Annotated in this window: 23 protein-coding genes; 15 read left to right on the forward strand and 8 right to left on the reverse strand. The window is 62.2% G+C overall.

Translation table 11 applies throughout. From position 1 onward, the window contains the following. Positions 1-11 precede the first annotated feature (11 nt). The 3 genes from ABZX86_RS17210 to ABZX86_RS17220 form a co-directional block, all read right to left on the reverse strand. Positions 12-524, reverse strand: a complete 513-nt coding sequence (locus ABZX86_RS17210) for a YbaB/EbfC family nucleoid-associated protein (protein WP_355124473.1) — start codon at positions 522-524, stop codon at positions 12-14. Positions 525-594: 70 nt separating this feature from the next. Next, positions 595-909 carry a hypothetical protein gene (locus ABZX86_RS17215; protein WP_355124475.1) on the reverse strand — a complete coding sequence of 105 codons (315 nt, stop codon included), beginning with the start codon at positions 907-909 and terminating at the stop codon, positions 595-597. 98 nt (positions 910-1,007) lie between these two features. Continuing rightward, entirely contained in the window at positions 1,008-1,991 is a 984-nt protein-coding gene (locus ABZX86_RS17220) for a hypothetical protein (RefSeq protein ID WP_355124477.1), read from the reverse strand. Between the two features lie 352 nt (positions 1,992-2,343). Here ABZX86_RS17220 and ABZX86_RS17225 point away from each other — a divergent pair, with 352 nt between their 5' ends. From ABZX86_RS17225 to eccB, 12 genes are all read left to right on the forward strand, one after another. After that, positions 2,344-3,975: a YncE family protein gene (locus ABZX86_RS17225; RefSeq protein ID WP_355124479.1), complete on the forward strand. Its 1,632-nt coding sequence runs from the start codon at positions 2,344-2,346 to the stop codon at positions 3,973-3,975. A 187-nt stretch (positions 3,976-4,162) separates the two neighbouring features. Continuing rightward, positions 4,163-5,986: a hypothetical protein gene (locus ABZX86_RS17230; RefSeq protein ID WP_355124481.1), complete on the forward strand. Its 1,824-nt coding sequence runs from the start codon at positions 4,163-4,165 to the stop codon at positions 5,984-5,986. Further along, positions 5,983-6,771: an ESX secretion-associated protein EspG gene (locus ABZX86_RS17235; RefSeq protein WP_355124483.1), complete on the forward strand. Its 789-nt coding sequence runs from the start codon at positions 5,983-5,985 to the stop codon at positions 6,769-6,771. The genes ABZX86_RS17230 and ABZX86_RS17235 overlap by 4 nt, the downstream gene beginning before the upstream one ends. 499 nt (positions 6,772-7,270) lie before the next feature. Then, on the forward strand, positions 7,271-7,558 hold the full coding sequence (locus tag ABZX86_RS17240; protein ID WP_355124485.1) for a YbaB/EbfC family nucleoid-associated protein: 288 nt from the start codon (positions 7,271-7,273) through the stop codon (positions 7,556-7,558). A gap of 110 nt (positions 7,559-7,668) precedes the next feature. After that, positions 7,669-7,980, forward strand: coding sequence for a type VII secretion target (locus ABZX86_RS17245; protein ID WP_355124487.1), 312 nt, complete (start codon positions 7,669-7,671; stop codon positions 7,978-7,980). Then, positions 7,977-9,365, forward strand: coding sequence for a hypothetical protein (locus tag ABZX86_RS17250; protein WP_355124489.1), 1,389 nt, complete (start codon positions 7,977-7,979; stop codon positions 9,363-9,365). Before ABZX86_RS17245 ends, ABZX86_RS17250 begins: the two co-directional genes overlap by 4 nt. A 42-nt stretch (positions 9,366-9,407) precedes the next feature. Beyond that, positions 9,408-9,731, forward strand: coding sequence for a PE family protein (locus ABZX86_RS17255; RefSeq protein ID WP_327143752.1), 324 nt, complete (start codon positions 9,408-9,410; stop codon positions 9,729-9,731). 14 nt (positions 9,732-9,745) lie between these two features. Continuing rightward, positions 9,746-10,780, forward strand: coding sequence for a PPE domain-containing protein (locus ABZX86_RS17260; protein WP_355124491.1), 1,035 nt, complete (start codon positions 9,746-9,748; stop codon positions 10,778-10,780). Beyond that, positions 10,777-11,565, forward strand: a complete 789-nt coding sequence (locus ABZX86_RS17265) for an ESX secretion-associated protein EspG (RefSeq protein WP_355124493.1) — start codon at positions 10,777-10,779, stop codon at positions 11,563-11,565. The genes ABZX86_RS17260 and ABZX86_RS17265 overlap by 4 nt, the downstream gene beginning before the upstream one ends. 93 nt (positions 11,566-11,658) lie before the next feature. Continuing rightward, a complete protein-coding gene (locus tag ABZX86_RS17270; RefSeq protein ID WP_355124495.1) occupies positions 11,659-11,958 on the forward strand; it encodes a WXG100 family type VII secretion target in 300 nt (99 codons plus the stop codon). A gap of 47 nt (positions 11,959-12,005) precedes the next feature. Continuing rightward, entirely contained in the window at positions 12,006-12,308 is a 303-nt protein-coding gene (locus ABZX86_RS17275) for a hypothetical protein (RefSeq protein WP_327143756.1), read from the forward strand. A gap of 111 nt (positions 12,309-12,419) precedes the next feature. Continuing rightward, complete coding sequence (gene eccB / locus ABZX86_RS17280; RefSeq protein WP_355124498.1) at positions 12,420-13,931, forward strand: type VII secretion protein EccB; 1,512 nt, start codon at positions 12,420-12,422, stop codon at positions 13,929-13,931. Between the two features lie 24 nt (positions 13,932-13,955). On the opposite strand, the gene ABZX86_RS17285 is transcribed toward eccB, so the two are convergent. Genes ABZX86_RS17285 through ABZX86_RS17295 form a run of 3 tightly spaced genes read right to left on the reverse strand, consistent with a single transcriptional unit; the run spans position 13,956 to position 17,782 of the window. Beyond that, positions 13,956-15,533: a serine/threonine-protein kinase gene (locus ABZX86_RS17285; RefSeq protein WP_355124500.1), complete on the reverse strand. Its 1,578-nt coding sequence runs from the start codon at positions 15,531-15,533 to the stop codon at positions 13,956-13,958. Positions 15,534-15,542: 9 nt separating this feature from the next. Further along, entirely contained in the window at positions 15,543-16,838 is a 1,296-nt protein-coding gene (locus tag ABZX86_RS17290) for a hypothetical protein (RefSeq protein WP_355124502.1), read from the reverse strand. An 8-nt stretch (positions 16,839-16,846) separates the two neighbouring features. Then, entirely contained in the window at positions 16,847-17,782 is a 936-nt protein-coding gene (locus ABZX86_RS17295; protein WP_355124504.1) for a hypothetical protein, read from the reverse strand. 513 nt (positions 17,783-18,295) lie between these two features. On the opposite strand from ABZX86_RS17295, the gene ABZX86_RS17300 reads away from it, so the two are divergent. From ABZX86_RS17300 to ABZX86_RS17310, 3 genes are read left to right on the forward strand one after another with little or no spacing between them, the layout of a single operon-like run. Then, entirely contained in the window at positions 18,296-19,588 is a 1,293-nt protein-coding gene (locus tag ABZX86_RS17300; RefSeq protein WP_355124506.1) for a hypothetical protein, read from the forward strand. Between the two features lie 10 nt (positions 19,589-19,598). Beyond that, complete coding sequence (locus ABZX86_RS17305) at positions 19,599-20,855, forward strand: hypothetical protein (protein WP_355124508.1); 1,257 nt, start codon at positions 19,599-19,601, stop codon at positions 20,853-20,855. Positions 20,856-20,871: 16 nt separating this feature from the next. Next, positions 20,872-22,431: a serine/threonine-protein kinase gene (locus tag ABZX86_RS17310; RefSeq protein ID WP_355124510.1), complete on the forward strand. Its 1,560-nt coding sequence runs from the start codon at positions 20,872-20,874 to the stop codon at positions 22,429-22,431. A gap of 1 nt (position 22,432) precedes the next feature. On the opposite strand, the gene eccE is transcribed toward ABZX86_RS17310, so the two are convergent. Together eccE and eccA are read right to left on the reverse strand one after the other, a co-directional pair. Further along, the gene (eccE, locus tag ABZX86_RS17315; RefSeq protein WP_355124512.1) at positions 22,433-24,154 is read right to left on the reverse strand and encodes a type VII secretion protein EccE; all 1,722 of its coding nucleotides are present in this window, start codon (positions 24,152-24,154) and stop codon (positions 22,433-22,435) included. 12 nt (positions 24,155-24,166) lie between these two features. Further along, the gene (eccA, locus tag ABZX86_RS17320) at positions 24,167-26,002 is read right to left on the reverse strand and encodes a type VII secretion AAA-ATPase EccA (protein WP_327143764.1); all 1,836 of its coding nucleotides are present in this window, start codon (positions 26,000-26,002) and stop codon (positions 24,167-24,169) included. Positions 26,003-26,108 lie beyond the last annotated feature (106 nt).

Consider the following 26,108-nt stretch of genomic DNA (forward strand, 5'->3'; position numbering starts at 1 on the left):
GCGCCGCTAGCTCACCACTCCGGGGCGGCGATTGTAGATCGGGTGGAATTGTCGTGATCCCATTCTTCGACATCGGTAAAGTGCACGGCCTCTTCGGTTTCCGGTGCGATGCGCTCGGGTGAACCTGGCGGCGCAGTCGAAACCTTTGGTGGCGTGGGCATCATCGCCTGAATGTCTGGCATGGCTGGGAAGAATTCCGACAGTGCCGGGATGCGCGATTGTTCTTCCAGCGCGGCTTCCTGGATCGTCTGCGCCTTCTTCTGCACCTGTGTGGCGGCGTCCTGTGTGGCGGTGGTCACCGCAGCGGCGATCTCGGAGTAGGTGAGATCGTCTATGTCATCGGAGAATTCGGTCTTGATCACGATGCAATCGGCATTCACTGTGATGGAGACTCGGCGGCCCGCGGCATGAGCGGTCGCTGTCAGCCGGGCGCGATCTTCCTGCGCACGAGCGATGGATGCGATGCCGCCCTGAACCAGGTCTACCAGCTCGGCCAGACGCCCCTTCGCGGCCTCGTTCGCCATGTTCTTCTCCTCCCCAGCCCAGCCCAGCAGGCGACCGCGACTCGTGTCGCGCGTTGGTCCTTACGTCCGGTTAGCGGAAGCTGTCGGTGTTGTTCTGTTCAGCCCGCTCAAGGGTGTTCGCAGTGTCGCTCAGACCGCCCGAGTACTGCCGCAGCTGGGCCACCATCGCGGTGAGTGTGTCCTCCAGGGCGGGGCGACGGTTTGCGTAGCCGCCATCACCCTTCACGAACTGGTCACCGTAATCGTCGTTGCCCCAGCAGCCTTCGTGGGCTTTTGCGGCTGCGTCCAGAGCGGTCCTGATGGCCTCGAGCGAGCTTGCACCGCTGTCGAGACCGGTTGCTGTCGAACGTATCCCCGCGATCTCGGCTTTGACGACTTCGGCCATAGTCAACCCCCCGGTAACGATGATTGGAGCAAATCCCCGACGATCATATACAACGTGCGGTGTAGATGGCGACGCCAATGCACCCAATGGCTTTGCGGCTATTCGGATGTCACGACCCCAGCCAGCATGAGCTGGTAGTAGGCATTGTGAGTGTCGGCAGTATCGCCGCTGAGAATCGGCTCGGCAAACGACCGCGTCAAAGTGCCTGCTTCGGCTGCGGCCACCAGGTCCACTGCTGCGGCCTCCGGAACTCCGGCATTCAGCTGAGTGATCACATCAGCGGCGCTCTGACTACTCCAAATACCCGGGAGCGCGGGACTCAATGCGGCAGCGGCCGGCGACTCACCGCAATTCCACGCTGCACCGTCCCACCAGTAGCAAAATGACAGCAATCCGTTCGCCGCACGGGGATTCAGGACCGGATCGGCCACCCAGTCGGGTGCCCCTCGATACAGCTGCGGCAAGGCGGCGCCCTTGTTGTAGGCGGCGTCGAGCCTTGGGTCGTTCCACAGTCCACCCGAGAGGACCGCGCGTCCTCTTGGGAGTAGATGCAGGGTGGATCCGCTCCGCGAGATTCCTTCGAACCAGCCGAGCGCTGTTGTGATCCGGGGTCCCAGCGGTGAGTTCGCCGCCACGGAAGCGGCAGCGGTGGCTGCCCAGCGTGCCCATATCAAAGGCAGAGGGGGAAGGCCATTTTCGACCCGTGGCGTGGATGCGCCATCACCTGATCCGGCGTGTGCGGCAGCGCTGGGCGTCCGGATCTGGCGGTCTGCATGTCCGACGTAGGCGGCCAGCCACACGGGAAGCCTTGCACGCGGGTATGTCTGGAGATCCGCGAGATACGCCTGTGGCGGAAACAGCTGCTGATCGGGGAAAGGCTCTTCGCCATAGTCGTATTCGATCTGCGCCGGACCGGTCCGGGTGACCGAAGCCAGAAACCGCCACCAGGGACCGCTGGCCGACTCGGCCGACTCATGTCGAAGCTCCCGCAGTAGCTCCACCATTCGCGCCGACAGCGGCACCGGCGCCGCATGCTGCCCGTCCGACACGATTACTTGGGCGGTCTCGTCACTGACGGTCATAGCGACCGCCGCATCCAACCGATCCCACCCCTCCGGCAGCAACACACGAAGCTCGCTGGCGATACGCTCAGTCAAACTGACCGGCTTTGCCGATAGATCGGATCGGATACCTGCCTTGGGGTCGAAACCGATCCCGGGTTCGGTCACTGCACCCTGCCGTGCCATCCGGAACCCCACGTCCGGCGATTCAGCAGTCGAATTATCCTGACTCACACTGTCCTCGGTCTCCGAACTCATCGAGCTTCCAGCCCATCCGAATCTAGCCGACTTCGGTACCACAGCAGTCCCCGCTCGCCTGCCCTGGTGCCGGTGGGTAGGGTTCCAAACGGTATCGCTCGGTCGATGGGGGACTATGAACCAGCCGCCACAATCTTCGTGGACACCGAATGCGCAAGCATCGGTGCCCCCAGTCGAGATCACAGCCATATCTGGCGCCGACACCACTGCGCAGCTCAGTCGTGCTCTTGCAATCGCTCGCTGGCGCTCCCCATCGACCTGGGCAATCCTGTTCGCGATCCCATTGATAGTGCTGTCCCGCAGCTTCATCCAGGTCTTCATCGCGACCAGCTCGTCTACCCGAAACTTCGCCGGGCTGCTTATCTCCTACGTTGTCATCCTGGCGATTGCAGCAGGTCTCGGCCTGCTGTTTACCGTCATTCAGGTACTCAAGCGCAACAAGGAGACCGCAGCCTATACGCTGCCAGGCACTTCCATATCGGTCCGCTATCAGCAGGATTCGCTGGAACTGATTCTGGCGACGGGCACTGTTGTAGTGCCATACGATCAGATCAGGGATCTCTTCGCGATCGGTGAGAGTGTATTTCTCCGGATAAAAGGAGAGCGAGGGCGGGCGTTTCCGGGTGTCTTGTTCCCGGTTTCGGTGCTTGAGTTAGTGAGCCGCAAGTCCGGCCGTCGGTTTGGCGATTCAGGAGATGCGCGAAAATGGAAGCACCGCAAAGGAATTGCCGTGGTATCCATCGCTGTGCTCATCGTCATCGCCGCAGTGGCGACGACCGCGATAGTCGTTGGGCAGCGAAAGACTGAAAGGACAGCCTCCTCGCTGCCAGCACTTCGAGCCAGCCTTCCAGTCCCCGGTGCGGAACGAATAGCGCTGAACTCGGGCACTGCATATGTGGCGAGCTCGGACGGGACAGTCAGCGTCATCGATGTCTCCGCTATGACAGTCAAATCGGTCATCCACGTCGGTGCCGACCCCCGGGCCGTCGTCCTCGACCCGCGGACACAGAATTTGTACGTCGCTAGCTCTGAGATGCAGGGCAACAGCTGGATCAGTGTCATAGACACGAAGACGAACGCTGTCAAGGTCACGATCCAACTGCCCTCGGCATTCATCGCGGATCTCGCGATCGACCCAGCCGTCGGCAATGTCTACGCGACTGTTGCTCGGCACGACCACACGACTGTTTTGAGCACCGTCCGAACGGACTCCAACACCGTGGGTGCTGATGTACCTATCGCGTCGGCGTCATATCAAGTGGCCGTGAATACCGCGACACACATCGTCTACGTAGCAAGCGATTCACCTGCCAGTCTGACTGCGTTTGACGGTGTGAGCGGGCAGGCGAAGGCAACAATTCCTGTAGGAGGCTATGTTCGCGGCTTGGCCGTGGACTCGGAAACCAACACCGTATACACAGTCGGTGATCCGAGCGGCGGACCCGGGGATCCCAGAGTATTGAAGATCATCGACACTGCCGCCAACGTGATTCGGCAGACGCTGCCTCTGTCGGTGGTCGCCGAGGCCGTAGCGATCGATCCAGCCAGTCGAAGCCTGTTCGTGCTGGAACAGGATACTGGCGCAGTGGACTGGAAAGAGCAGGTGCGAGTGTTGAGCACCGAGACAGATGCGGTAATTGCTTTGGTCACAATCGGTTCGGGGACCATCAGGACAATCGCAGTCGACCCGTCTGTGCACAGCGCGTTTGCCGTCGACTCCAGCAGGGTCAGCATCATCACACGCTGAACACCGGACGCGTTCGGGTATGGCCGTTTTGGCCAAGCCGTGCAGCACTGACACCGTAGTGGCGCGTACCAAGTAGCGCTGGATCCTCGCCTTGTTGCAAGATGAAGCCAGCCGGCGTCCGTGAGCGCTCGCACTCTGCGGGTCCGGGCGAAGCGGTATCAGTGCCGTGAGTGGGGAGGGCCGCGAAGTGGTCGACGATACATGGAAGAACGCACAGGGAGCTGTCGCTGACCACCAACTGGTCTTCAATCGCGCGGTTGCTGTCAAGGCGTTGAATTCATGCAGTGATCTTATAGGTCATATACTTACCGTTCAGCAGTTTATGGATAACACTGCCAACGATTTTGCCGATTTCGGCGGGCCGGAGCCCGGGTGGAGTTCAGGGCATTCTTGGGCGGAAGGATTTCGGCAGGACGGCCGGGCGGTGAGCGCTTTCCTCGGAGTAAATATCGGCACGCTGCATGCTATGGCAGATACCTTGAAAATGGCAGCGAAGATGTTCGGTGACGCCGAGGATTCTTCGGTTTCGGAATTCGAAAAAATTTCAATGACAACAACCCCGAGTGGGTTCACCGTGCAGCCGCCGAATCCTTCGGAAATTGATCACGTCGTTAATTCCCAGATTATTCTAGGTGACTTGTATAAGGCTGACTATACGCCGCCGAAAGACGATCGTGCCGTGGCTCCTGAGAACCCATACTCCAAAAAGTGGCATGAATTATGGGAGCTCAAGCAGAGTTTGAATCTCGGGGTCAGTGGAATCGGGTCCGACTGGGAGTGGATGGCGAATGAGCTGATCAGTGCGGTGAATACTTTCGAAAATGAGACGGTCAAGAGTTCAGAGTTTGAAAACGGATGGCAAGGCGGGTCGGCGCAGGCGGCCAGAGATGCTGTTGCAGATTTTGTCGCAAAATCTAGAGAGTTGACAGATCGAATGGGGGATGTCAAAAACAATTTACTTAAGGCTGCGCGCTGGCTGAATGCCGCGTACAAAGCGCTTCCTGATACCCCTGAGGCTCCCACTCCAACCGCGTCCAAGAATTACAATACAACTTCATATTATATGAACTATAATGGAGCTCAGACTTGGGGAACAACTGAAAAAGATTGCGTTGATCAAGTTCTGAACAAGTATCAAATTAGCTGCGATTTGTACTACATCGATGGTGTAATAGAATATAACAAATCATTGGTGACATTGCCGACGGCCGTTCCGTCGACGGCTTACGTGCCGGTCCAACCACAGACGGACCCCGGGGCCGGAGCACCCAAGGTGACCAGTGCAGCTCCCCAACTGGCCGATTCTCCCACTGCACCTTCGGATAACGCTAACAACCTGCAGCAGAACGATCAAGACCCCAAGGTGACCGAGCCGAAGGATCAGCAACCCAAGGACCAAGATCCGGCAAAGACAACAACCCAGGATCAAACTCTCTCGACGGTTGCATCAACAATTTCCTCGGCGGTGCAGTCCCTCGCGCAGCAAGGAACCTCTTTGGTGGAATCCCTCGCTTCCAGCGCTTCGACTCTGGTTCAAGACTTGCAAAAGAATACTCAAACAACGACTCAGACCACCCAAACTGCACAGGATACCGCGCAACAGCTGGAACAGCAGCTCGCAGCATTGACGAATTTGCAGAACATTCCAGTAGATGCGGGTTCACCCGGTGGTTCGCCGGGTGGTTCGCCGGGCGGCAGTCCCATAACGACTCAGGCGCGCGATACCAATCCCCAAGCGCGCCTCTTTCCTCGCGCGGGCATTGTCACCGCCGGGAGTAATGAAGACACCCTGTCCACGGCACGCGCTGGGCTGGCGACAAGTGGGAGTACGACCTCCGGGGCGGGTACAACGGGGTCATCCGGGATGCCCATGGGATCTGGTGCACAGGGTGCGAGTCAGGGCGGCGCCGGCAAGGAGCACAAGCGAGCTGAATTCCTTAAGTCTGCCGGTAATCTTGATGACGTATTCGAGGATGTTCCTGAAGCAGTGCGACCGGTCGCTGAGAAATGAGCGCGAAGTTGCAATTCGATGACCTCGAGTTTGTCGTGCTGTGGGAAAAGTCTACTGGCGAACGCTTGCCGGGCCCGTTCGGCTTCAAGAGCCGAACACCGATGTACTACGATTATCTAAGTGAGAAAAATGCGGTAGCCGAGAAGCTGAAATCGAAATGGAATAGATCACTGGACGTTTTGGCAGAGATGTTGGTCGAGCCAGATATACGCATCACTGTGAGTGGGTATGATGGCCGTGACCCGCAAAATGCTGGTGGTCGAGTCCGGTTAATGGCGCTGCGAAAACGTGAGAGGGGATATATTATTGTGCAGTCCCCGGGGGAAACCTATATGAACGGCGCCGGTTTCACGGCGACAGAATGCGATCCAGTGCTTCTGGCAGAGGCGGTGGTTGCCGCACTGCCCGAGGCTGAGGCCGGTAGCCAGCCGGATACTGCTTTGGCGGTCTTGGATGAAGCCAGTTCCCCGGACGAAGAATTCGTGCGAACGACCATTTCTGATATTTTCGACAATTCGGACAGTCTCCGAGCGAAGAAATTTCTGGCCGCACCCATTCAGTGCTTTGGAGCGATCGACGTGGTCCAGGGTCGGTCCAAGTTCGGGCCCCGCGGCGTCGCGGCTCGTCGGCTGGAATGGCGAGACCTGGAAGGCGATGGTCGGTATGTCATCGGTGGGGAACCACCTCATGTCGCGACTGCGGCCGATCCGAAGCGATTGATCGCGGCTATCAATATCCGAGTTGCCGCCATCGTCCGGGCCATCAAGGACGAGCGTGGTGATTGAACTCTGTAGGCGAATGATGCTGTTCAGGTGTGTGATTCGTTCGGATGTCGGTGGTGTCGGCCCCTTGTCGTATGGTATTTCTATGCGAGGATGACTGCGGAGGGGGCTCTATGACTGACGTGGGGACGGTAGATTCAGACTCTGCCGAGCAGGGGTGGGCCTCAGTTACGGCGGCGACGCCCTCTGGGGCGATTCGAGTCAGGACAACAGAGCAAGGTCTGCCGCTGGCTGTGAAGGTTGATCCGGCTGAGCTGCACCGGGATCCATCACAGTTGGCCGGAGAGTTGCTGCGGCTGTGTCAGCGGGCTGCTGCTCGCGCCGGCCTCGCTCGGCGGAAGCAGATGGAAGCTGCCGGAATGAGCGCTGCCGCTCTGGCAGCCACCGGTTTGCCCACCGAAGCTGAAGTCGCTCGGCAAGAGATTGTCGAGGAGCAGGACTACGATACGGAGCCGCAGAGCTGGCTTCGGACTGTGTGAGAGGGGGACACGTGGTCGGGTCTATGGATGAGCTCGAGGAACGGGTCAAGCGGCAGCTGTACAGGTTTCAGGATCTTGCGGAGCAGATGGCTGCGGTCCGGGGGCGGGAGACGTCCGAGGACGGTGCCGTGATGGCCGAGGTGGACGGGAACGGGGCGCTGCAGGATTTGCAGTTCAGCCATGCTGTTTCGCGGATGTCTCCGGAGGAATTCGAACGGGTCGTGGTGGCGACGGCGGCTGCGGCCGCGCGGGAAGCGTTCACGCGGCGGGCCGAAGTGGTTGATCGGTTCAATGAGGAGATGTCCGGTTAAGCCGGTCTGTTAACGCAATCTTGAACCAGAGTTTGCGTCATGTGCTCTGGCACAACCAATTTCGTGCTTGTAATATCTGTCAAGATCGATGCACCTGGGAGGGACCAGCGATGGCTGATTACGTGAAGGCGGACTTCGGACCCATCTTGGAGTACGGCACCACGCACGCGGGGATTGCGGCGCAGGTCGCAGGGGCTGCCGCGGCGGATTCGGTCGGTGCCATGGCTTCCGCAATCCCGATGTTCGGGCTGATCGCGCAGGATTTCCTGCTGGCGTTCGCCGGTGCACAGGGTTCCTATCTGACATCGGCGGCGGAAATCGCTGCGGTGCACGGGGAAACCGCGGTCAGCGCGCTCTCTGCGGTTGGCGCCTACTCCACCACTGAACTGGCATCAGCGACAAGCTTCCTCAGCGCCCTGTGAGTGAATCTGTCGGTTCCGTAACCGCGACACCGAACCCCACCGTTCTGGACGTACTACGTACCAGTCCGGTTGGGGCGCTGGTGGATACGCCGGTATCGGATGTGATCAGCGGACTGGGACTGCCGCAATTGCCGCAGCTGCCCGCGATCAGCCTGCCGGATCTGTCGGGGCTGCAAATGCCGACGCTGCCGACGATCGATCTGTCGACGTTGATCCAGCCGGTGATCAGTCTGCTGTCGGCATTCGGCACCGGCGCCTCGAGCATGGGCACCGAACTCATCTCGATCTTCTCCTCGGTCGCGAAGGCGCTCACCTCGGCGGTGGACACCAGTAAGCAAGCGACGAGCGCGGTTTCGAGCAGCTGGCAGGGTGATGCGGCGAACGCGGCGCAGAACAAGAGCAACGCGGTCGAGGCCGACGCTCCGAAGGTCGTTGCGCAGGGCGACCAGCTGAAGATGATCCTGCTCGAGGCCGAACGGGTGGTCGCGGAAGGTTATGCCGAAATCAGCGGGGTCATTTCGGGATTCATCAGCTCGGTGATCGCCGGCGGTGTCTTTCTGTTCTCCCCGCCGGGCATCCCGTTCCTGATCACTCTGGCAACGAATGCGATCACCGACGCCGGCGTCATCGCTGCCCGAACCCGGGGCGAGCTGACGGTGAATACCGCCCAGGTGGTCTCGGCCGGAATGAAGATCCCGATCACCGGCGCGCCCAATGTCGGGGATCTCGCCAATCTGGCGAACCAGGTCACCCAGGCGGTCCAGCCGTTCCTGAGCGTCGGTTCGACGGCTGTCGAGAAGGTTGCCGAAAAGGGCAGCGAGGTGGTGTCTTCCAGCTCGTCGGCACTCAGCAGCGTCGGCACGGCCGGTCAGCAGCTCGTCAGCGCCCTGACCACATCGAACACCAATACCGATACGTCCACGACAGCCAACAAGACCACCACCACAACCAACACCGATAAGACGACCGACGGAAAACCGCTCGACACCACCACCGTGAAGACGGATGATTCGACCGGCGGGGGCGGCGGGGGGATTCCGAACGGCATGCCGATGGGGGCGGGGCTGGGATCGAATCCGCTGAATCCTTCGTCCGGAGCAAAGCTTCCGACTGCCGAGGGGCTCGGTTCCGGTTCACCGATCTCGCGCGCAGGAGCTCAAACCGAACCCGTTCAGTCTCGCTCCACCACGAGCATGCCCGGCATGTCCTCGGGAGCGGGTCTGGCGAACAAGAACGGCGACGAAGAATCGAGCGGCGAGCGTACCGCTCTGGTCACCGGCGCACACGGCGACGAAGTGGTCGGCGTTATCGAAGGCGTTTCCATCCCGGTGGTCGGTGCGGTCGAGGCCGTCGACGAGCCACCGGACAAAGCGCTCACGCTCTGACTGTGAATATGCAGTGAATGCAGGGGATAGAGGAGGATTGGCATGAGCACCAACGAATTCGAGGGCGTCCGTTTCGACGCGACGACCGCATTGCAGGCCGCCACCCAGCTCGATGCGCTGGCCGACCGGATCTCCGGTGGGATGACGGTCGAGCAGGCGAAGCTCGATATCGCACCCGCGGGTGCGGACGAGGTCTCCGTGCGGGCGGCGCAGACGCTGAACTCGGTCGCCGCCTCATTCCAGACGTCCGGTGGCGCCGGCGTGGACGAGGTCCGCAAGCTGGCCTCCGCGCTGCGCGCACAGGCCGGTCAATTCGGGCAGGTCGAGGAGCAGAGCGCCCTCGGCTTCGCATCACCGACGGTCTGACCGGACCGTATTCGATGCTGGAAACGACGAAACCCGGCTTCACCGGGACGGTCTGGGAAGCCAGACCGCCCGAGCAGCTGGCCCGAGACCTGGTGACGGGGGCGGGCGCAGTGCCCGCCGCCGAGGCCGGTCTGGCTTGGGCACGCCTCAGCGCGGGTTTCGGCGCGGCCGCACTCGAATACGAACATATCCTCGAAATCCTCGACAGCGCTTGGGAATCGAAGAACAGCAAGCCGTTCATCGAACGCATCCGGGCGCTGCGCGACTGGCTGGCTTCTTCGGCCGCCGATGCGGCCTCGAATGCAGCACAGGCCGAAGCGCACGCTGCCGCATACGAAATCGCGAAGTTGGCGATGCCGGATGCGAATGACGTCGAGCAGATCAAGCAACTCAAGGAGATGCTCGAGCAGCTCGGGACGGCGGTCGGGGCGCCCATGCTGGCTCAGGTTGCCCGGACCGATACCGCCGCCGATGAGGCGAAAGCCATTGCGGCGCGGGTGATGCGCACCTACGAGGCGGCGACGGAATCACTCGCGACGCCGTGGGAGCATCAGGCTCCACCCGAGATCACCGCGGGGATGGATACCGGAGGCAACCAGGCGCCGGCGGTGGACCCGGATGCGGCCGCCACCACTCCCGAGATGCCGGCCATGCCGGGCTTCCCGATCGGGCCGATCGACATCGCTCCGATCAAGACGGAATTCCGGATGCGTGGCAATGCGCAGGTGGATGAGACCATCTCGGAAAGGGTTGTGACACAACCGGTCACGGTGCAAACCGGCGCTTCGATGCCGATGGCTCCGGCCGCCGCAGCCGCCGGTGGCGGGGACGGCGAAGACGAACATGTCACCCGCTCCGGACTTGCCGGCGCTCCCAGTGACGCCGAACTGGGGCTCACCTCGGGTATGCAGGTCGCACCCGCGGTGCTCGGCGGAGTCGATCCGAACGCGCAGCGCGTGCCGGTGGATATCGCGTTCAACGCTGCGAGCACCGGAGTCGAGACCGCGAAAGCCGCCGTGCCTGCGACAGGTGAGGGAGCTTCAGCATGACAACTCTCACCAATGACAGCGTGGTAACACTCGCCGCGCAGCTCGGCGTGCAGACTCTCCCGCTGGTGTTATCGATAGGGCCGCAACAGGATTCCTACGACGAACTCGCGCTTGCGCACGAGCAAGCGCGCGCCGAGCTGCTCGCCGGTCGCGTACTGGATCCTCGCGGTGATGTCGAACCGGGCGTAGCCACAGCGCTGTTCGTACTTGCGCAGCCGGATCGTGAACTGGCAGTGCGTATTTTCACCGGCGACGGTCAGGTGCGAGTTTGCCTGGCACGGCGCGGTGAAGAGCATGTGCTGGCAGTCCGCCGAGGGGACAGCATCGAGATCCGATCCCTGTGGTCGGACGGATCGGGTGAATCACTCGCCCGCCCGATACTCGATGCCCTCGGCCCCTGCCCACCCGCGGATGTCGCCAGCTTCAGCGCCCTGTCCTCGGACCTGGCCGAACGCTTCGACACCGCAATAACTTCGGAGGATTACGCGAGCTCCGTCTACAGCCTCGGCGTCGCAGACACCGATGCCACGATCTACGGCCTCGCGCTCTCCTCCTGCCATTCCTACGCCGAAGCGGTGGCCTACGCCTACGCCGACGGCGTCACAGACCGATCACCGGGAGCCGTCGTGGTGTACGACACCGCACGAGGCCGCATCGTGGCCGCCCCGGGGGTCGCACCGGATCAGCAAGTCTGGTCCACGTTGACACCGGGCAGTGATCACCGTGTCGCGCAAGCGATTGCGGGACTGATCGACTCGCTGCCTGGGGGGAGGTGGCTGCCGTGATCCGCGTATGACCAGGGCAGTCGGTCCATTCCACAATCGGTGATGCTCAGTCGCATCACCTGCTGATCCCACGAATAGGCAGAGGTACAGACGATGGTTGCATCCGAACACGAAGTTGCCCAAAAGGCGCAGACCCACATGGCTGACGTGGTTTCCACGATCAAGGCCATCCTTGAGAAGGTTACCCAGTCCGTGGATGCCGCCCGGAAGGGCTGGCAGGGCGATGCGAATGCGTCGTTCGTCACCGCTACCTCGAACTGGGATGGCGAAGCTGCGCGGCTGAACGGAATCCTCAACGACATGCAGGACAAGGTCGGCCAGGGCACCATCCACTTCCGGAATATGGACTCCGAGAACGAATCCGGTTTCAAGACCCTGACCAATCTCGTCTGATCTGACTCAGCCGACCGCACCGCTTCGATACTCGAGAAGGAACTGACGTGCTTTACGACGCAAATACCATGAACGAATTGGCCAGCACGCTGAAGGACTACTACGGCCAGCTGCAGATGTCGAGCAGCGACCTGCAGGATGCCTCCAAGCAGCTGCAGGCCGCGTGGACGAACGAGAACACCGGCCAGTCGAACTCGGCGTGGACCGCCTTTGCGGCAGTCAAGGGCAAGTGGGACAACGAGTTCGGCGACACCATGACGACGCTGAATCGTGTGGCCGCGGAGGTCGAGAACGCTCTGGGCCGCGCGCTCGGCGCCGACCAGAAGATCGGCGACGGTTTCACCTCCTGAGGAGAACGAACCGTTCGACGCAGCGCACTCCTCCACCAGGAGGAGTGCGCTGCTGTCGGATGTCGCCCCCGTATTCTCATGCGTGAAGTTCTTGCTCCCACGGAGGATTAGTTGCCAGCCCAATTGACCACTCGTGCCCAGGTCAATGGGTACCGTTTCCTGCTGCGACGTCTCGACCACGCACTGATCCGCCGCGATGTGCGCATGCTGCATGATCCGATGCGATCGCAATTTCGGTCGCTGATCATCGGCGCGATACTGGCGCTGCTGGTGGTGGCCGGCGCGACGATCCTGGCTTTCATCAAGCCGCAGGGGTCTATCGGCGATGCAAATATCGTGATGGGCAAGGACAGCGGCGCACTCTATGTCGTGGTGCGGGATAAAGACGACAAAACCAAGATGACAATGCACCCGGTGCTGAATCTGGCCTCCGCACGTCTGATTTCGGGAACCAGCGAGAGTCCGACATCGGTCAAGGACAGCAAACTCAACTCGGTGCCGCGCGGCCCGATACTGGGCATTCCAGGAGCTCCGGCGGCTCTCCCCGGTTCCAGCCAAGGCGATCGATCACAGTGGACGCTGTGCGATGCCGTGCAGCTGTCGGCCACCGGCGGTTCGGCTTCCTCGACAGGTTCGATAACCACCGCCATCGCGGGCAGACTCGAACTCAGTGCGCGGATCAAGCCTGCCGACGCCGGCACGGCGCTCTTTGTTCGCAAGGGCGATAAGACGTATCTGATCTACGACGGCAAGCGCGCTGAGGTCGACTCGCAGAACACCGTCATGACTCGCTCCCTGAACCTGACGGGACAGCGCCCGCGACCGGCGACAACCGGACTGCTGGGTGCCGCTGTCGAAGTGCCGCCGCTGGTTTCGCCGACGGTTCCGAACGCGGGCGCGTCCGGCCCCGGTCGCCTCAACGGCATGCCGGTAGGCGGTGTAATCAGTGTCGCGGGGCTCGGCAGTGCGGATAAATCGGAGCTGTACGTTGTGCTTTCCGGTGGCGTACAACGCATTTCGGCATTCACCGCCCAGGTGATCCGAAACTCCAACTCGCAGGGCATGGACGAGATCAAGTCGGTGCCGCCGGATCTGCTCGACGGCATCCCGGTGGTGCACGCGCTGCCGGTCGACGACTTCCCGGCCGCGGCACCGAAGATCATTTCCGCAGAAGACAATCCAATCGCGTGTATCTCCTGGTCAAAGACCAAGGCGACCGGACTGACGGAATCCGACGCGGCCGAGGGCCCTACCGACCGCTCTGCGATATCGGTGCTCGTCGGCACCCGGCTGCCATTGTCTGAATCCGCAATACCGGTCACGCTGGCTACTGCAGATGGGACGGGCGACCACATCGACAATGTCTACGTCCCGCCCAGTAGCGGTGAATTCGTCCGCTCCACGGGCCTGGAGCCGGGCAGCCTGCGCCGGGACAGTCTGTTCTATGTGGCAGACAATGGAATCCGCTACGGCATACCGGATCTGCAGACCGCTCAGATTCTCGGTCTGGGCACCACGCCCCGGCTCGCTCCGTGGTCGGTTATCGGGCAGCTTGTTACCGGGCCCACCCTGAGCAAGGCGGATGCGCTGGTCAGTCGCGATGCGCTGCCGACCGGCCAATGACAGTGGCCGGCAGCCGGGTTCGAACTATTTGACATTCGCGCGCAGGATCGGAAGCAACTTTTCGAGCAGGACCTTTTCTGAGCCCGTCGACCACTCGGTCAAGGCGGCAACGGCCTGCGGATCATCAAGAACGATGACAGTGGCAGTGCTGGAGGTGACGGCGGCCGGAAGGTTCACAAGGCTGCCGCCGCCCGCCTCGGCATCACTACGCACGGCGAGCACATACCCTGTGTCAACTCCGGACATCGCCTCATACTGAGGAAGCGTCCCGGAGTTGGCAGGCCGGGGATTGGGCTCATTACCCTGACTGTTGAACTTCGGGTTGTAGGTGAATCCCAGGTCCTCGAAGAACTTTGCCTGCGGGCCTGGTTTCAAGTCGACGCTCATCAAAGGGTCCTGGCCGTGCTGGCCCCAGACATTCACAGCTCCAATGAATTTCCCGGCAAAGGCGGGATTCTGTGCACGAGCCTCGGATACCGACGTAGGGGCGACCACACCCGATGCGGTGGAAGCCGCAGAATTGTGCTGTGTGGCCCACACTCCCACGCCCGTGGCCAGCGCGATCGCTGTCGCGGCAACCGTCCCTATGAGTACTCCACGCCGGGGGCGGCTCGGCTTCGAATCGACCGAGGCGCCCGATTCAGCGAAATCATCGCTTGCTGAGTCGTTCCCAGTCCTCGCTCGGAGTGCCGATGGTTCACTCACACCGATTGCGGCGGGTCGATGCTGTGGCACGGTGTCCATCGAGAGGTCGGAAACCCCGTATTCGAGAACAGATTTCAAGGCAGCGGTGAAGTCGTGGCAGGTGTCGAACCGGTCCGCGGGGTTCTTCGCCATGGCCACGGCGAGCACTTTGTCGATATCGGCGGGCAGTGTGGGGTCGACGGCTGTGAGCCGGGGCGGAGGTTCGTGCAGGTGTCCGATCATCACCATGGCGGGTTGGTTTCCCGGATAAGGGTTTTGGCCGGTGGCGAGTCGGAAGAATGAACAGGCGAGGCTGTATATATCGGCGCGATGGTTGAGCCGCTCCCCGCTCAGTTGTTCGGGTGAAGCGTAGGCGATAGTAGCGACGAAGGCGCCGGCCTGAGTGAGCTCATTCGTGTCGTCGGTGGATTTGGCTACACCGAAATCGGTGAGCAGTACCCGCTCTTCGCCGTGGTCACCGGTCGAGAGCAGGAAGTTCGCCGGCTTGACATCACGGTGCAGCAGACCGCGGCGATGTGCGTGATCGAGACCCCGGCCGACTTCGGTCGTGATGTGCAGCGCGCGCCACGGAGTCATCGAGGTCGACTTCTGCGCGGCGGCGTCCGCCGCGTCGATACCGTTGACGTACTGCATGGCGATCCACAACTGGCCGTGGTCCTCGCCACGGTTGTAGATCGAGACGATGTTCGGATGATCCAGTGCGGAAGCCAGATTCGCTTCACGCTCGAAGCGCGCCCGGTACTCGTCGTTGGTGCTGAACTGCGGGCTGAGCACTTTGAGCGCATCCCAGCGCGGGAGTTCCGGGTGTTTGGCCAGATAGACCGTGCCCATGCCACCCGTGCCCAGCACACGTTCGATGCGATAGCCGCCGACAATGGAGCCTGGCCCGATACTCATGTCGATTCCTTACAGGTACTGGCTATTTGCCAGCAGGGCATACTGCGCGGCAGCACGCTGATGGACATCTGCCAACTGCGCTCCGGCGACGCGTGCGACGTAGCGGTCGTAGCGCACAGTGCAGATGAAACGGTCGGGCTCGTCCCAATAGTTGTCGTAGCTGTCGCGCTTAGGCTTCGGGTTCTCGGCGCAGGCGACGTCGGGGACGTTCGCGGGTCTGTCTGCCGTACCGGTCGTGAGGCCGTTGATTCCAGCCCACAAAGCGGTAGCGGACTTCGTGTCGGGGGTTCGCAGTAGTAGTGCACCTTTCTGAGTAGTGGAAATTCGATCCACTCTGTTGTCGTCGAGCAGTCGCTTCCAGGCGATTTGATCATCGACATAGTGCAGGTAGCCGCGAGGTGTTCGGGTCGCTTCGGTGTCCGCGTTCGGACGGAGGAGTTTATCGGGATGCAGGGTTCGGCGCACCATTCCATACGGGTCATAGTCCAGGAACAACACTTCCCTGGCAGACAGCGGCGGAGTTTGGTCGAGCAGCGGCACTTGCGCGGCATACACTTTCTCGATGAGATTCTTCAGCCCGGCGAGCTCAGGTTTTGGCAGCTGAACGAAGACATTTACGACATACTGGCCGTGGGCGAGGGTGGCAGCCATCGATGGAATGCCCTGCCGCCAATGAGCTTTGGCACTCGGATACTTGTCCAGGCTGATGTGCGTGTTCAGGTCGGCTGCCACGTCGAAGTCGGCTGCCTCCATTTGGGTGGCGGCCGACTCGGCCTCTTGCGCGCTCGGGAATTGCAGCACGGTGATATTGAAGGAGGTGGCATCAGGGTCCGTATGCCCACCACCGAAAGGATGAAAGATGCCGGAGGCGCTTGGGTCACCGGTATCCGGCAATGGACGAGTGCTCGCCGATGCGCTGTAGCCGAACATCACATTATTGCGCTCCGCCACCGGCTCGGTCGCATTCGCAAGCACAGAAGACACCGACCCCAATGTGGTGATGGACCATTGCATGACGCCATGGGCAAAACTGGGATCGACGTCCGGACCAGTTGCGACTGCGTCCGCCAGCCGCGCGACCGCGAGTTGCGTGCCGCTGAGGGCCTCGTGCCGATACGAGCCTCGGAGGTCGGCAGGGATGGTCGGATAGGTACCGACCGCGAACTTCCGCACGTCGACCTCACCCGCGATGGCCGTTCCGTCCGTACTGCTCCCACAGCTGACGAGCGCTGCTGATGTCAGGACGAACGCAAGTGCGTTGAAAGCCACTCCGGCGGTGGGGAGGCGATTGCTGAAGAACTTCACTGCTGCCCCTATTTGCTGTTGGCGAGAATCGCGTACTGCGCCGAAATACGCTGATACAGATCTTGCTGCTGATCGGACCAGATTTCGATGGCATAGCGCTGGTAGGCGACGTAGCAATGAAAGTTGGATGCGAATGGCCTACGTTCGTAGTATCTGCTGCATCGCGCTGTCGGCAGTCCGGGCGGTGGGTCGATCCGCTGCTGGAATCTGTCGATGGAGATCTCATCGACGTAGGTTTGAGCGGCGGCGGCGTCGCGAGTACGAACCAGCCTTCCAGCACCGTAACTCACGAAATCTACCCCGGATTTTTCGAATCGCGCCGGGGCTTTGTCAGGATCGTCGACCTTGTGCAGGGCCCCGTGCCGGTCGAGTGTTCCATCGAAGGGGTAAGCGGTGTCGTCCCCCGTCGGCACTGGCAACGTCAGCCGGAGCATGCCTTGCGGGTCGGTCGGAAGGGATGCCAGTTTATCCGGGAGGGTCGGCTGGAAGGACTTGAGCCGGTCGGCGGTAACGGTAATCGCCTTGTCGGAGAGCGCCCGCAGACTGGCTTGGTCGGATACTTTCAGAGCGTTGTTCGCCTGATCGCCGACTAGAGTAATAATGACGAATTGTCCTGTCGCATACCAGGACGCGAGTTCTTGATTCTTGGGGATCCAGGAGAGGTGCGCGGTCGGGTACTGAGTGGATTGTGCTGGTTCAGCGCTGTCGTTGCTGCCGAAACGATTGTCGAACCCGCTTCGAGCGAGAGCTGTTGCGGCTGAGCCGGCGGCGTCTGCGGTATCGAAGATCATGACGGCATCTGTGAGTTCGGTCGCGATGGCGCTATCGGCGTTCGACTGTCCCGAAGTAGAGAAGCCCGCGACCAATCCTGGCGTGTTGGCCGTGAAATCAGTGATGTTGAAATAGCCGAATACCGGATCACCGGCGAAGGATTCGACATCCACGAAGGGGTGAGTAAAGGAGGAGTGGTACCGCAGTGATGGGTCGACCTCCTGTGGCAGCGGCATGATGTTGCCCAGTCGTAGAGCCTCCATAGTCCGAGCTGTGCGTGCCGGATCTTTGAACACCCGGTCCTGCGGCCTCGACGAGTAGCTGCCCACATTGAGCTTGCTCAGATCGACCGGATTCGCCTTAGCCGCAACCGATTCGGAGCCACACCCCGAACTCGTCAGCACGGCGATCGTGAAAACCGCACCAATCGTGGTGCGTAGTCGTAAACCGGCTGACCCCCGCCGGTTCCCAAAGCCGTACCGCATGTACTTCCCGCCCCCGATGAAACCGCTAGCTGATCGTCCCTCGTTCTGGTGTGCAAAAGTGTACTGGTCATACGGTTCGGACGTGCATCCCCTCGGGGCCGTCCGGAGGGAGCTTGGATGGCGGAAACGGCACTGATCGCGATAGATTCGCCCCGTCGGCTCGTGACACGGTGGAGTCCATCTCGCTGAGTTTGCGGCGCTGTGCAACTTGGGGCGAGGCTGTCGGGGCGGCGCCACTGGACCGGTTCTTGCCGGTTCGGTACTGGTACGTCGAGTAGCTGGAGGCAGTTCGTGGGGGCGTTACGGGGGAGTCTGACGGCTCTGTTGCTGGCAATCGCGCTGGCTGCAACCACGTCGTGCGGGTCCGATTCCGGTGCCGCAGTGGCGGAACCGCCGGTGGATCTCAGCAAGCTCGACGTAGGCAGCTATCGATCTGTGCCTGCGGACTTCGCGCCACCTAAACCGGTCTTCGTGGCACGGGTTTTCGAGGCGGAGCGGTTGGGTGATCTGATGCCGCTGCCCTCGGAGATCGATGCGGGATTGAAGCTCAACGATTCGATTGCTCCGCATGCCTTCCTGGCGCCGAGTGATGGCGGGCACAACAGTCCGATGTTCGATTGGGTGAAGACGGACGGGTTCGATGACCTGGCAAAGGGTTTCATCGCGGGTTTCGCCACCACCGGCGAGACCGAAGAGATCGGTTATCGCCTATCCGTCTCTGCACTGATCTTCGAGACCGAGGTGCAGGCCCGTGCGGCGCAAGCTGGCCTGGCACAGCGTGGCCCCGATGTCGGGGCCAGTTCGGTTGCGCAGGCGCAGTCACACGGCCATCCGGATGCGAATGTCTACTGGATTCCCGACCGGCAAGCGCTCGTTTCCTTCTACGCAACAGGAAAACTGGTGCTCGTCACTACGGTGCAGGACCCGGAAAACCTCGCGCTGAAGGTTTCGGATCAGGGTTTGCTGGAGTCGCTCGCGGACAAGGCGATGACCGTCACCTCCGAGAAGGTGAAATCGTTCGAGCCGATACCGACCGCACAACTTGCCGGCCGGCCGTTGGATCCCGATGGGCTGCTGCGGATTTCGTTGAGCCGGCCGAAAGGCGATTCGTTCAACAATATGCCGGGGGTATACGGCGCGCACGCCTTCTTGCAGCTGGTCGACGATCCGGAGCAGTCCGGCCGAGTCTTCCAGCGGTACGGAATCGATCGAGCGGTTTCCGATGCGGGGACAATACTACGAACCCGAGATGCCAAGTCTGCCAAGGATTATTTCGATAACGAGGTGTCCAGCAAACACCTGGTCACGGCTGACCCGCCCCCTGGCCTACCCAACGCGCGGTGCCAGAAGTATCACGGACCCGAATACGGTGCGATCCCGTACTACTGCACTGTGACGTTCGGTCGATATGTTGCGCAGATGTGGGGCGAGCAGCTACCCGAGGTGCACCAGCGCATTTCCGCCCAGTACGCCATTCTCGCCCGGAACAAGTAGGCGGTACCTGATGAAAACGCATGCTCGTCGATTCTGGTTACTCGCGCTCGTAGCCCTGTCCACTGCCCTACTCACCGGCTGCGGCAGTGTTTCAGGGACGCCGGTGGCCGGTGAGATCGATATCAGGAAACTGGATATCGGCACCTACCCGATCGATCCGTTCGACTATCGCACGAACTACAACCCGACGCCGGATAACAACCAGGCCCTCGCCATTATGCGACTGGCCGATCATGTCGCAGACGGGCTGGAGATCGATCCGAGCCTGAAATTCGGGCGCAGTGGGCGGGCGATCACGCAGATTTCGGATATCGGCTTTCTGATCAGCGAGGCCGAGGTCCCGGCGGTCGAGCGAAACCAGATGACGTTCGGCTTCTCGATGTCCGCGTCTACGGCGGAAGCTGCTCCGGACAACAGTTCGCTGCAGCGCAATGTCAACAAGGACGAGGACGGAACCACGGCAGCGGACGGTACGATCGTGGATCTCAGCGTCCTACAGTTCCCGGATGCCGGATCGGCCGCCAAGGCCGCCCAGGAGATGGATGCGGCGGACTTCGCGGTGGCGGATACCAATGTCGCGGTCAGCCTGGATGGGTATCCAGATGCGAAAGCCCACTGGCGGCCGGGTATTCCGACGTTGGGTGCGACCCTGGCGCACGGCAGCTATGTGATCGCCACCTTCGTGAAGAGTCCCGCGCCCGATCTCGGCCCACTGACGGATATGACCAGGAAGGCGCTGGCCGTCGAGCTGCCGCTACTGGACCAACTGCCGCCGCTTTCGGCCCGCGACATGCTGCATTTCAGGCCGGATGCCGATGCGCAGGCGATGTTCCGCCGGACCCTGCACCCGGAGGACGACCAGTTCCTGGCTATTGGGCATGACAGTGTTTTCATCCCGCGTGGCTTTCTGCACAGGGCCTCGCAGCCGGAGGTGTGGCGGGACCTGATGGATGTCGCCCGAGTCGACAAGGTGTCCGAAACTGCCGAGGGCACACAGCTGATGCGAGTTCCGGACCGTGCCGCAGCGAAGAAGCTCGAAGACGGTTACGGGTTGCTGTTCAAGAACAACACCGATGCGCCGCCCGGTGTACCGGACTCGTTCTGCCACGAATCCTCGGTCGATGCCGGCGGCAACCCGAAGACCCGGTTCTCGTGCGTCGTGCGATACGACCGCTACGTAGGTCGCGTGTTCAGTGCGCAACTGCAAGACGCACATCAGCGCGCTGCGGCGCAGTATGCGCTGCTGACCAATAGTGCGTGGATGTAGAGCGGGAGCAGGATTCATGAATATCGGGCCGGGGGCAATCGTCGGCGGTTATCGCATCGAGCGTGTGCTTGGCGCGGGCGGTATGGGGACGGTGTATCTCGGCAAACACCCGAGTCTGCCGCGGTGGGATGCCTTGAAGGTGCTCAGCGACGAGATGACGCGGGACGCGGAGTTCCGGGCGCGATTCGAGCGGGAGGCCAATCTGGCCTCCGGCCTTGATCATCCGAATATCGTCTCGGTGTACAACCGCGGTGCCGATCACGGACAGCTCTGGATTGCCATGCAGTTCGTGGACGGCACCGATGCGTCGGCAGCCATGAAGCGGCATCCGGCAGGCATGACGCCGGAGCGAGCGCTGCGGATAGTCACAGAGGTGGGACGGGGCCTGGATCACGCGCACCGCCGTGGGCTGCTGCACCGTGACATCAAGCCCGCGAACTTCCTGCTTTCGGCCGTTGACGGTGATGAAGAACGTGTGTTGCTCACCGATTTCGGTGTCGCCAAGTCCATGCAGGACACCAGCGAACTCACTGCGGCCGGAGAGTTCGTCGCCACTATCGCCTATGCCGCGCCTGAGCAATTGTCAGGCGGAGAGTTGAGCAGGCACACCGACATCTACAGCTTGGCGTGCTCGTTCTACAAACTGCTTACCGGACGTAATCCCTATCCGGGAACGCAAGCGGCGCTGGTGATGACGGGGCATCTGTACGAGCCTCCGCCGCGCATCACCATCGTCCTTCCGGAGTTGCCGCCCGCCCTGGACCAGGTGCTCGCTATCGCGATGGCAAAAGATCCGGCCCGGCGCTTCGACACCTGCCGCGAATTCACCCACGCACTCGAACTCGCACTCCGGTACGGAGTATCGCCGGCATCGGCTGCCACACGGCCTGAAAGGATTTCCGCAGGCGGAAACCATTCGAACTTAACGCCATTCGACGCTGAAGCACTGAAGGTTCGGGTGAAACCCGGTGCCCGGAAAAAGCGATTGATCGCACTCGTTGCCGCTGCGGCGGCCCTGGCGCTCGTTGCCGGGATCGGTCTGTGGGCTGTTCGAGGCCATGACTCCGGCCGGCCGGTTTCGACGGCTGCGCCCACAGCCACGACCGCTGCCGCGCCGGGGAACGTGGCGGAGGCGCGGCAGCAGAATCCGGCGTTCCTCGGGAAAATAATTGCAGCAGTAGACATCACGGGTGAAGGAGGCTACGAAGCGACCGTTGCCGTGCACCTGAAGCCCAGCCCGCAGGCTGCGTTTTTCGAAGCTCTCGGTTTCGTCTACAACAATACGTGCGTGCGTAATGGGAATGAGCCGACGCCACGTGTGATGGTGAAAGATCCGGCGGGGGATCCGACTCTGCTCAGTCAACTCGACTCCGGCTACCTGCTCGCGGTACGCAGTGACACCTCCGCCGGTGGCGGTGGACTGGTGAATTTGCCCCTGGAAGTCACTATGCGGCATACCACCGTGCTGGTGCTCGACGACCCCAAAGCAATTGACGCCCTGCGCAATTGGACCGATGCCTCCGAGCAGATCCTGCTCGACAAGCTGCTGCCCGTATTACGCAAGGGCGTCAAGTGATTCAGCGGTAGCTGATGTCTCCGCCGATGTAATGCTGTTCGGTCGGGGTGGTGACGAGCTGTGCCGTGGTTCTCCGCGCCGGGGTGTGCACCGTGACGGTGTGGGGTGCGTCGGGGTGCTGGACGATTGTCACGTCGGCGTCGGGCTGGTAGTTCGGGGGAAGGGTTTCGTGGAGGGTGATGACGGTGGCAGACCCGGGTGGGGCGGTGGAGGGGACGCCGTCGAAGACGATGACGGTGGCGGCGGGGTTGGGGGCGCGGGAGGTCATGACGCTGTTGCGGGAGCTGTGGGTGACCGACGAGGCCAGGGAGAGGGCGTGGGTGGCACCGACATTGGTGACCATGCTCTGCCAGGCCCAGGGGCGGGCGGTGTGGACTACGGCGCCGGCGCCGAGGGCGATGGCGCGGAGGATGACCTGTTGGGCCAGGTGCAGGTCGGAGATGATGTCGATGCGGCGGGAACCGTTGCCGATGAGTGTCACCGCGATTCCTCTGCCGGTGGCGTCGGCGCCTATGAGCTGACCGCAGCCTGCGGTCGGTATCGCGATATCGGCCAGGGCGCTCACCGGGCCGCGGTGGGTGCGGGTCTGCAGTTCCTGGGCACCGAAGGCGAGAGTGTCTGTGAGGGCCCACAATTGGCGCTGGGGGAGTTCGCGGAGGCCGAGGACGGGCGGCTCGTCGAAGGACTGGGGAGTGTCGTAGCGGACTCGGGCGTCGACCTCGATGAATTCGTCCTGGCGGTCGGGCGTGGTGGAGGGGGCGGGGCGCAGGCGCACGGTGACCGTGGTGGCCAGGCTGCGTACCGACCAGACCGAGGCCAAGCCGTCGGCGGTGAAGAGCGCGGGGTCGACCTGGAAGCTGGTGAGGTGAACACCGTTGTGCTCGAGGTACTTCGGGGTTTCCACGAATTCGTTCAGCGGGATGCCGCGGGTCAATTCGCGGGTGGCGGCTGTCATTTCGGAGGTGGTGAGCACCGAGGCCGTAATGCCGCGGGCGGCAAGGCGATTGGCGACTCGGCGGGTGGCGACGATCGCCGCGCGCAGTGCGCCCTCCGGGCCGCCGCCGCGGTTGTGCACGGCCTTGGTATTGGCCAGCGGGTTCAGGCGCAGCACCAGCCACACCGTGCGGTGTGCGATTGCCGGTAGCGGGCCGAGGATTTCGTCGTACAGCCGGCCCAGCGGCGCGATGCTGGCCGCGTAGCCCGACAGCACGGCCTCGGTGCCCGCCGTGCGGGTGCCGGTGCTGATCACATCGGCCGAATCCAGCTCGACATCGTATTGCCTGAGGCAGGAAGCGATTTCGGCCAGCGGCAGCAGCTGATCGGTGCTCAGTGAGCCGCGGCGGAGCAGCGTCAGGGTGTCGGGCGGGGTGTCGATGCGCAGCATGGTGGTGAGCAGCGTTCCGTCCCAGCGCAATCCGTAGCTGCCGCCGTCGGGCAGCGGCACGTCGAACTGGGTCGACTCGTCGACAGTGCGGTTGCCGAACTGCCGCCAGCGGAAGGCCACCCAGCTGCCCAGGCGCAGGCCGATCGCCTTGCCGCGCACCGGCGCCAGGCCGATCAATACGGGCAGTGCTCCCGCCAAAGCTATTGCCCACCAGGGCGTATGGCAGGCGACGGTCACAAGCGAAGCCAGTACCCCCACCAGCGCTACCGGTATGACCAGGCGCAGTGGTAGCACCCGGAACAACCAGAGTTCATCCGAACGCAGTTCGGGATTGGTCACAGCGAGCCCCCCTCAGTCTGTGGCAGATGACAGGCCGAGCGAGGTGAGCAGCGTGGTCAGCGCGGCCTTCATATCGGGGGCTTCGATGCGCATGAGCGCGGCCTCGTCGATCTCGCTCAGGTCGATCGACTCGTCATTGGCGAGCCGGAATTCGCGTTCTTCCTCAGCGGCTTCGATGAGGTTGCGGATGAAACGGCCGTTGCCGGCCATATCCACGCCGCGGCGGGACAGTCCGCTCTGATCGGTGCTCTCCAGGTCGTACAGCTTCTGGCAGGTGTGCACCAGCTGCTGCAGCGCGCCCTCGGACAGCTCCGAATCGCGCGAATTGGCAATGACCTGACCGATTTCGCCGAGTTCGGGCGCGGTGTAGGACGGAAATTGCAGGCGCTTGGAGAAGCGGGACGCCAGACCGTCATTGGCCGCCAGGAAGCGATCGATCTCGCCGTCGTATCCGGCGATGATGACCACCAGGCGCGAGCGGTCGTTCTCCATACGGGCCAGCAGTGTGTCCACGGCCTCGCGGCCGAAGGCGTCACCGCCGGAAAGTCCGGTCTGGATCAGCGTGTACGCCTCATCGATGAAGAGCACACCGTCCATGGCGGTATCGATCAGCTTGTCGGTCTTGATCGCCGTCGAGCCGAGGTGCTGGCCGACGAAGTCGGAGCGCTTGGTCTCGACGACCTTCTCGGTCTTGAGAATGCCCAGGCCGCAATAGATTTTGGCGACCACGCGGGCAATGGTGGTCTTACCGGTTCCGGGCGGGCCGGTGAAAGCCAGGTGCTGACCGCGCGCGGAGCTGGACAGACCCTTCTCGGCGCGGATGCGGGCCAGCTGCGCACTCGATTGCAGCTTGGCCACCTGGGTCTTCACCGCGGTGAGCCCGATCTGCCTATCCAGTTCGGCGCGCGCCTCGGCCAGGATCGTCTTGGCGCGGTCCTCGTTCTCGGCCTGCTTCTTCTCCTCCAGGGATGCGGCGGTGGCCGGATCCCACTTATCGGTGCGGGCGTCGATCACCTCCTTGGAGGTGATGGTGATGCGGTAGGTGCGGTCGCGCATGGCGGCGGTATTGGCATCGAAATCCGGTGCCTGCGAATACACCTTCTCGAACAGCGACTGCGCCTCGTCGGCCTCGCCGTTCTCGCGCAGGCACAGGCCGCGGCAGAACATGGCGGCGGTGCGGGCCGCCGGAATCGGACCGGCCTCGGCCTTTTCCATGCGGCGAATGGCCTCGCCGAAAAGTCCCAATTGCGCGCAGGCTGTGCCGACCATCACATGTGCGCCAGCGGCCAGATAGGGATCTTCCCAGGCGTCCGATCCGGCGAGCACCGTCATGACGTCGGGCCAGCGCTGGGTGTTGTAGTGCAGGATGCCGCGCACGTAAGAGCTGACCCGGCCGTCGATTTCGAAGTCCGGTTCGCCCGCTCGCGCGCGACGGTGCTTGGCCAGCTCGTCGAGCACGATCTCGGCCTCGTCGAACTGCTTGTCGGTAATGAGATGTGCGGCGTAGGCGAGCCAGATTTCGGTGAAACTGGACAGTGGGTAATCGATGTAGAGGCCCGGCAGGAAACGTCCAGCAAGCACCCGCGGCGGCAGCCCCAACCGGCGCTGCTCCCGGGCCAGCGAGGTGGTGCTGGTCTTGTACAGGTTGTACAGAACGTCCTTGGTTACCTCACCGGCGACGGCCCGGCCGAGCCAGGCGTCGCACATGGTGGGGTCCCACTCGGTCGCGCGCTGAAAGGCCAGCTTCGCGTACTCGAGATCCTTGTTGGACTCCTGCCCGTCGATGCTCAACCCCAGAGAGAGCACCCCCGCGTCGAAGGCGCGTTGTGCCTGGCGAGTGTCGATCATCGTAGTCGAACCCCGAATTCGTTGAACCTGGTTAGGCTTTCGTTCACAATCCCCACCCACCCGTGCAGATCGCACAGTAGCGGTCAGTCGGATACATTATGGTTAA

The organism is Nocardia sp. NPDC006630, assembly GCF_040611495.1.
Taxonomy (GTDB): Bacteria; Actinomycetota; Actinomycetes; order Mycobacteriales; family Mycobacteriaceae; genus Nocardia.

Bases quoted from the DNA above. Each gene is read 5' to 3' on its own strand.
- ABZX86_RS17260 (WP_355124491.1), top strand. From the start codon at position 9,746: ATGCTGGAAACGACGAAACCCGGCTTCACCGGGACGGTCTGGGAAGCC.
- ABZX86_RS17215 (WP_355124475.1), bottom strand. From the start codon at position 909: ATGGCCGAAGTCGTCAAAGCCGAGATCGCGGGGATACGTTCGACAGCA.
- ABZX86_RS17265 (WP_355124493.1), top strand. From the start codon at position 10,777: ATGACAACTCTCACCAATGACAGCGTGGTAACACTCGCCGCGCAGCTC.
- ABZX86_RS17240 (WP_355124485.1), top strand. From the start codon at position 7,271: ATGGATGAGCTCGAGGAACGGGTCAAGCGGCAGCTGTACAGGTTTCAG.
- ABZX86_RS17220 (WP_355124477.1), bottom strand. From the start codon at position 1,991: ATGACCGTCAGTGACGAGACCGCCCAAGTAATCGTGTCGGACGGGCAG.
- ABZX86_RS17270 (WP_355124495.1), top strand. From the start codon at position 11,659: ATGGTTGCATCCGAACACGAAGTTGCCCAAAAGGCGCAGACCCACATG.
- ABZX86_RS17235 (WP_355124483.1), top strand. From the start codon at position 5,983: ATGAGCGCGAAGTTGCAATTCGATGACCTCGAGTTTGTCGTGCTGTGG.
- ABZX86_RS17225 (WP_355124479.1), top strand. From the start codon at position 2,344: ATGAACCAGCCGCCACAATCTTCGTGGACACCGAATGCGCAAGCATCG.
- ABZX86_RS17210 (WP_355124473.1), bottom strand. From the start codon at position 524: ATGGCGAACGAGGCCGCGAAGGGGCGTCTGGCCGAGCTGGTAGACCTG.
- ABZX86_RS17285 (WP_355124500.1), bottom strand. From the start codon at position 15,533: ATGAGTATCGGGCCAGGCTCCATTGTCGGCGGCTATCGCATCGAACGT.
- ABZX86_RS17245 (WP_355124487.1), top strand. From the start codon at position 7,669: ATGGCTGATTACGTGAAGGCGGACTTCGGACCCATCTTGGAGTACGGC.
- ABZX86_RS17305 (WP_355124508.1), top strand. From the start codon at position 19,599: ATGAAAACGCATGCTCGTCGATTCTGGTTACTCGCGCTCGTAGCCCTG.
- ABZX86_RS17310 (WP_355124510.1), top strand. From the start codon at position 20,872: ATGAATATCGGGCCGGGGGCAATCGTCGGCGGTTATCGCATCGAGCGT.
- eccA (WP_327143764.1), bottom strand. From the start codon at position 26,002: ATGATCGACACTCGCCAGGCACAACGCGCCTTCGACGCGGGGGTGCTC.
- ABZX86_RS17255 (WP_327143752.1), top strand. From the start codon at position 9,408: ATGAGCACCAACGAATTCGAGGGCGTCCGTTTCGACGCGACGACCGCA.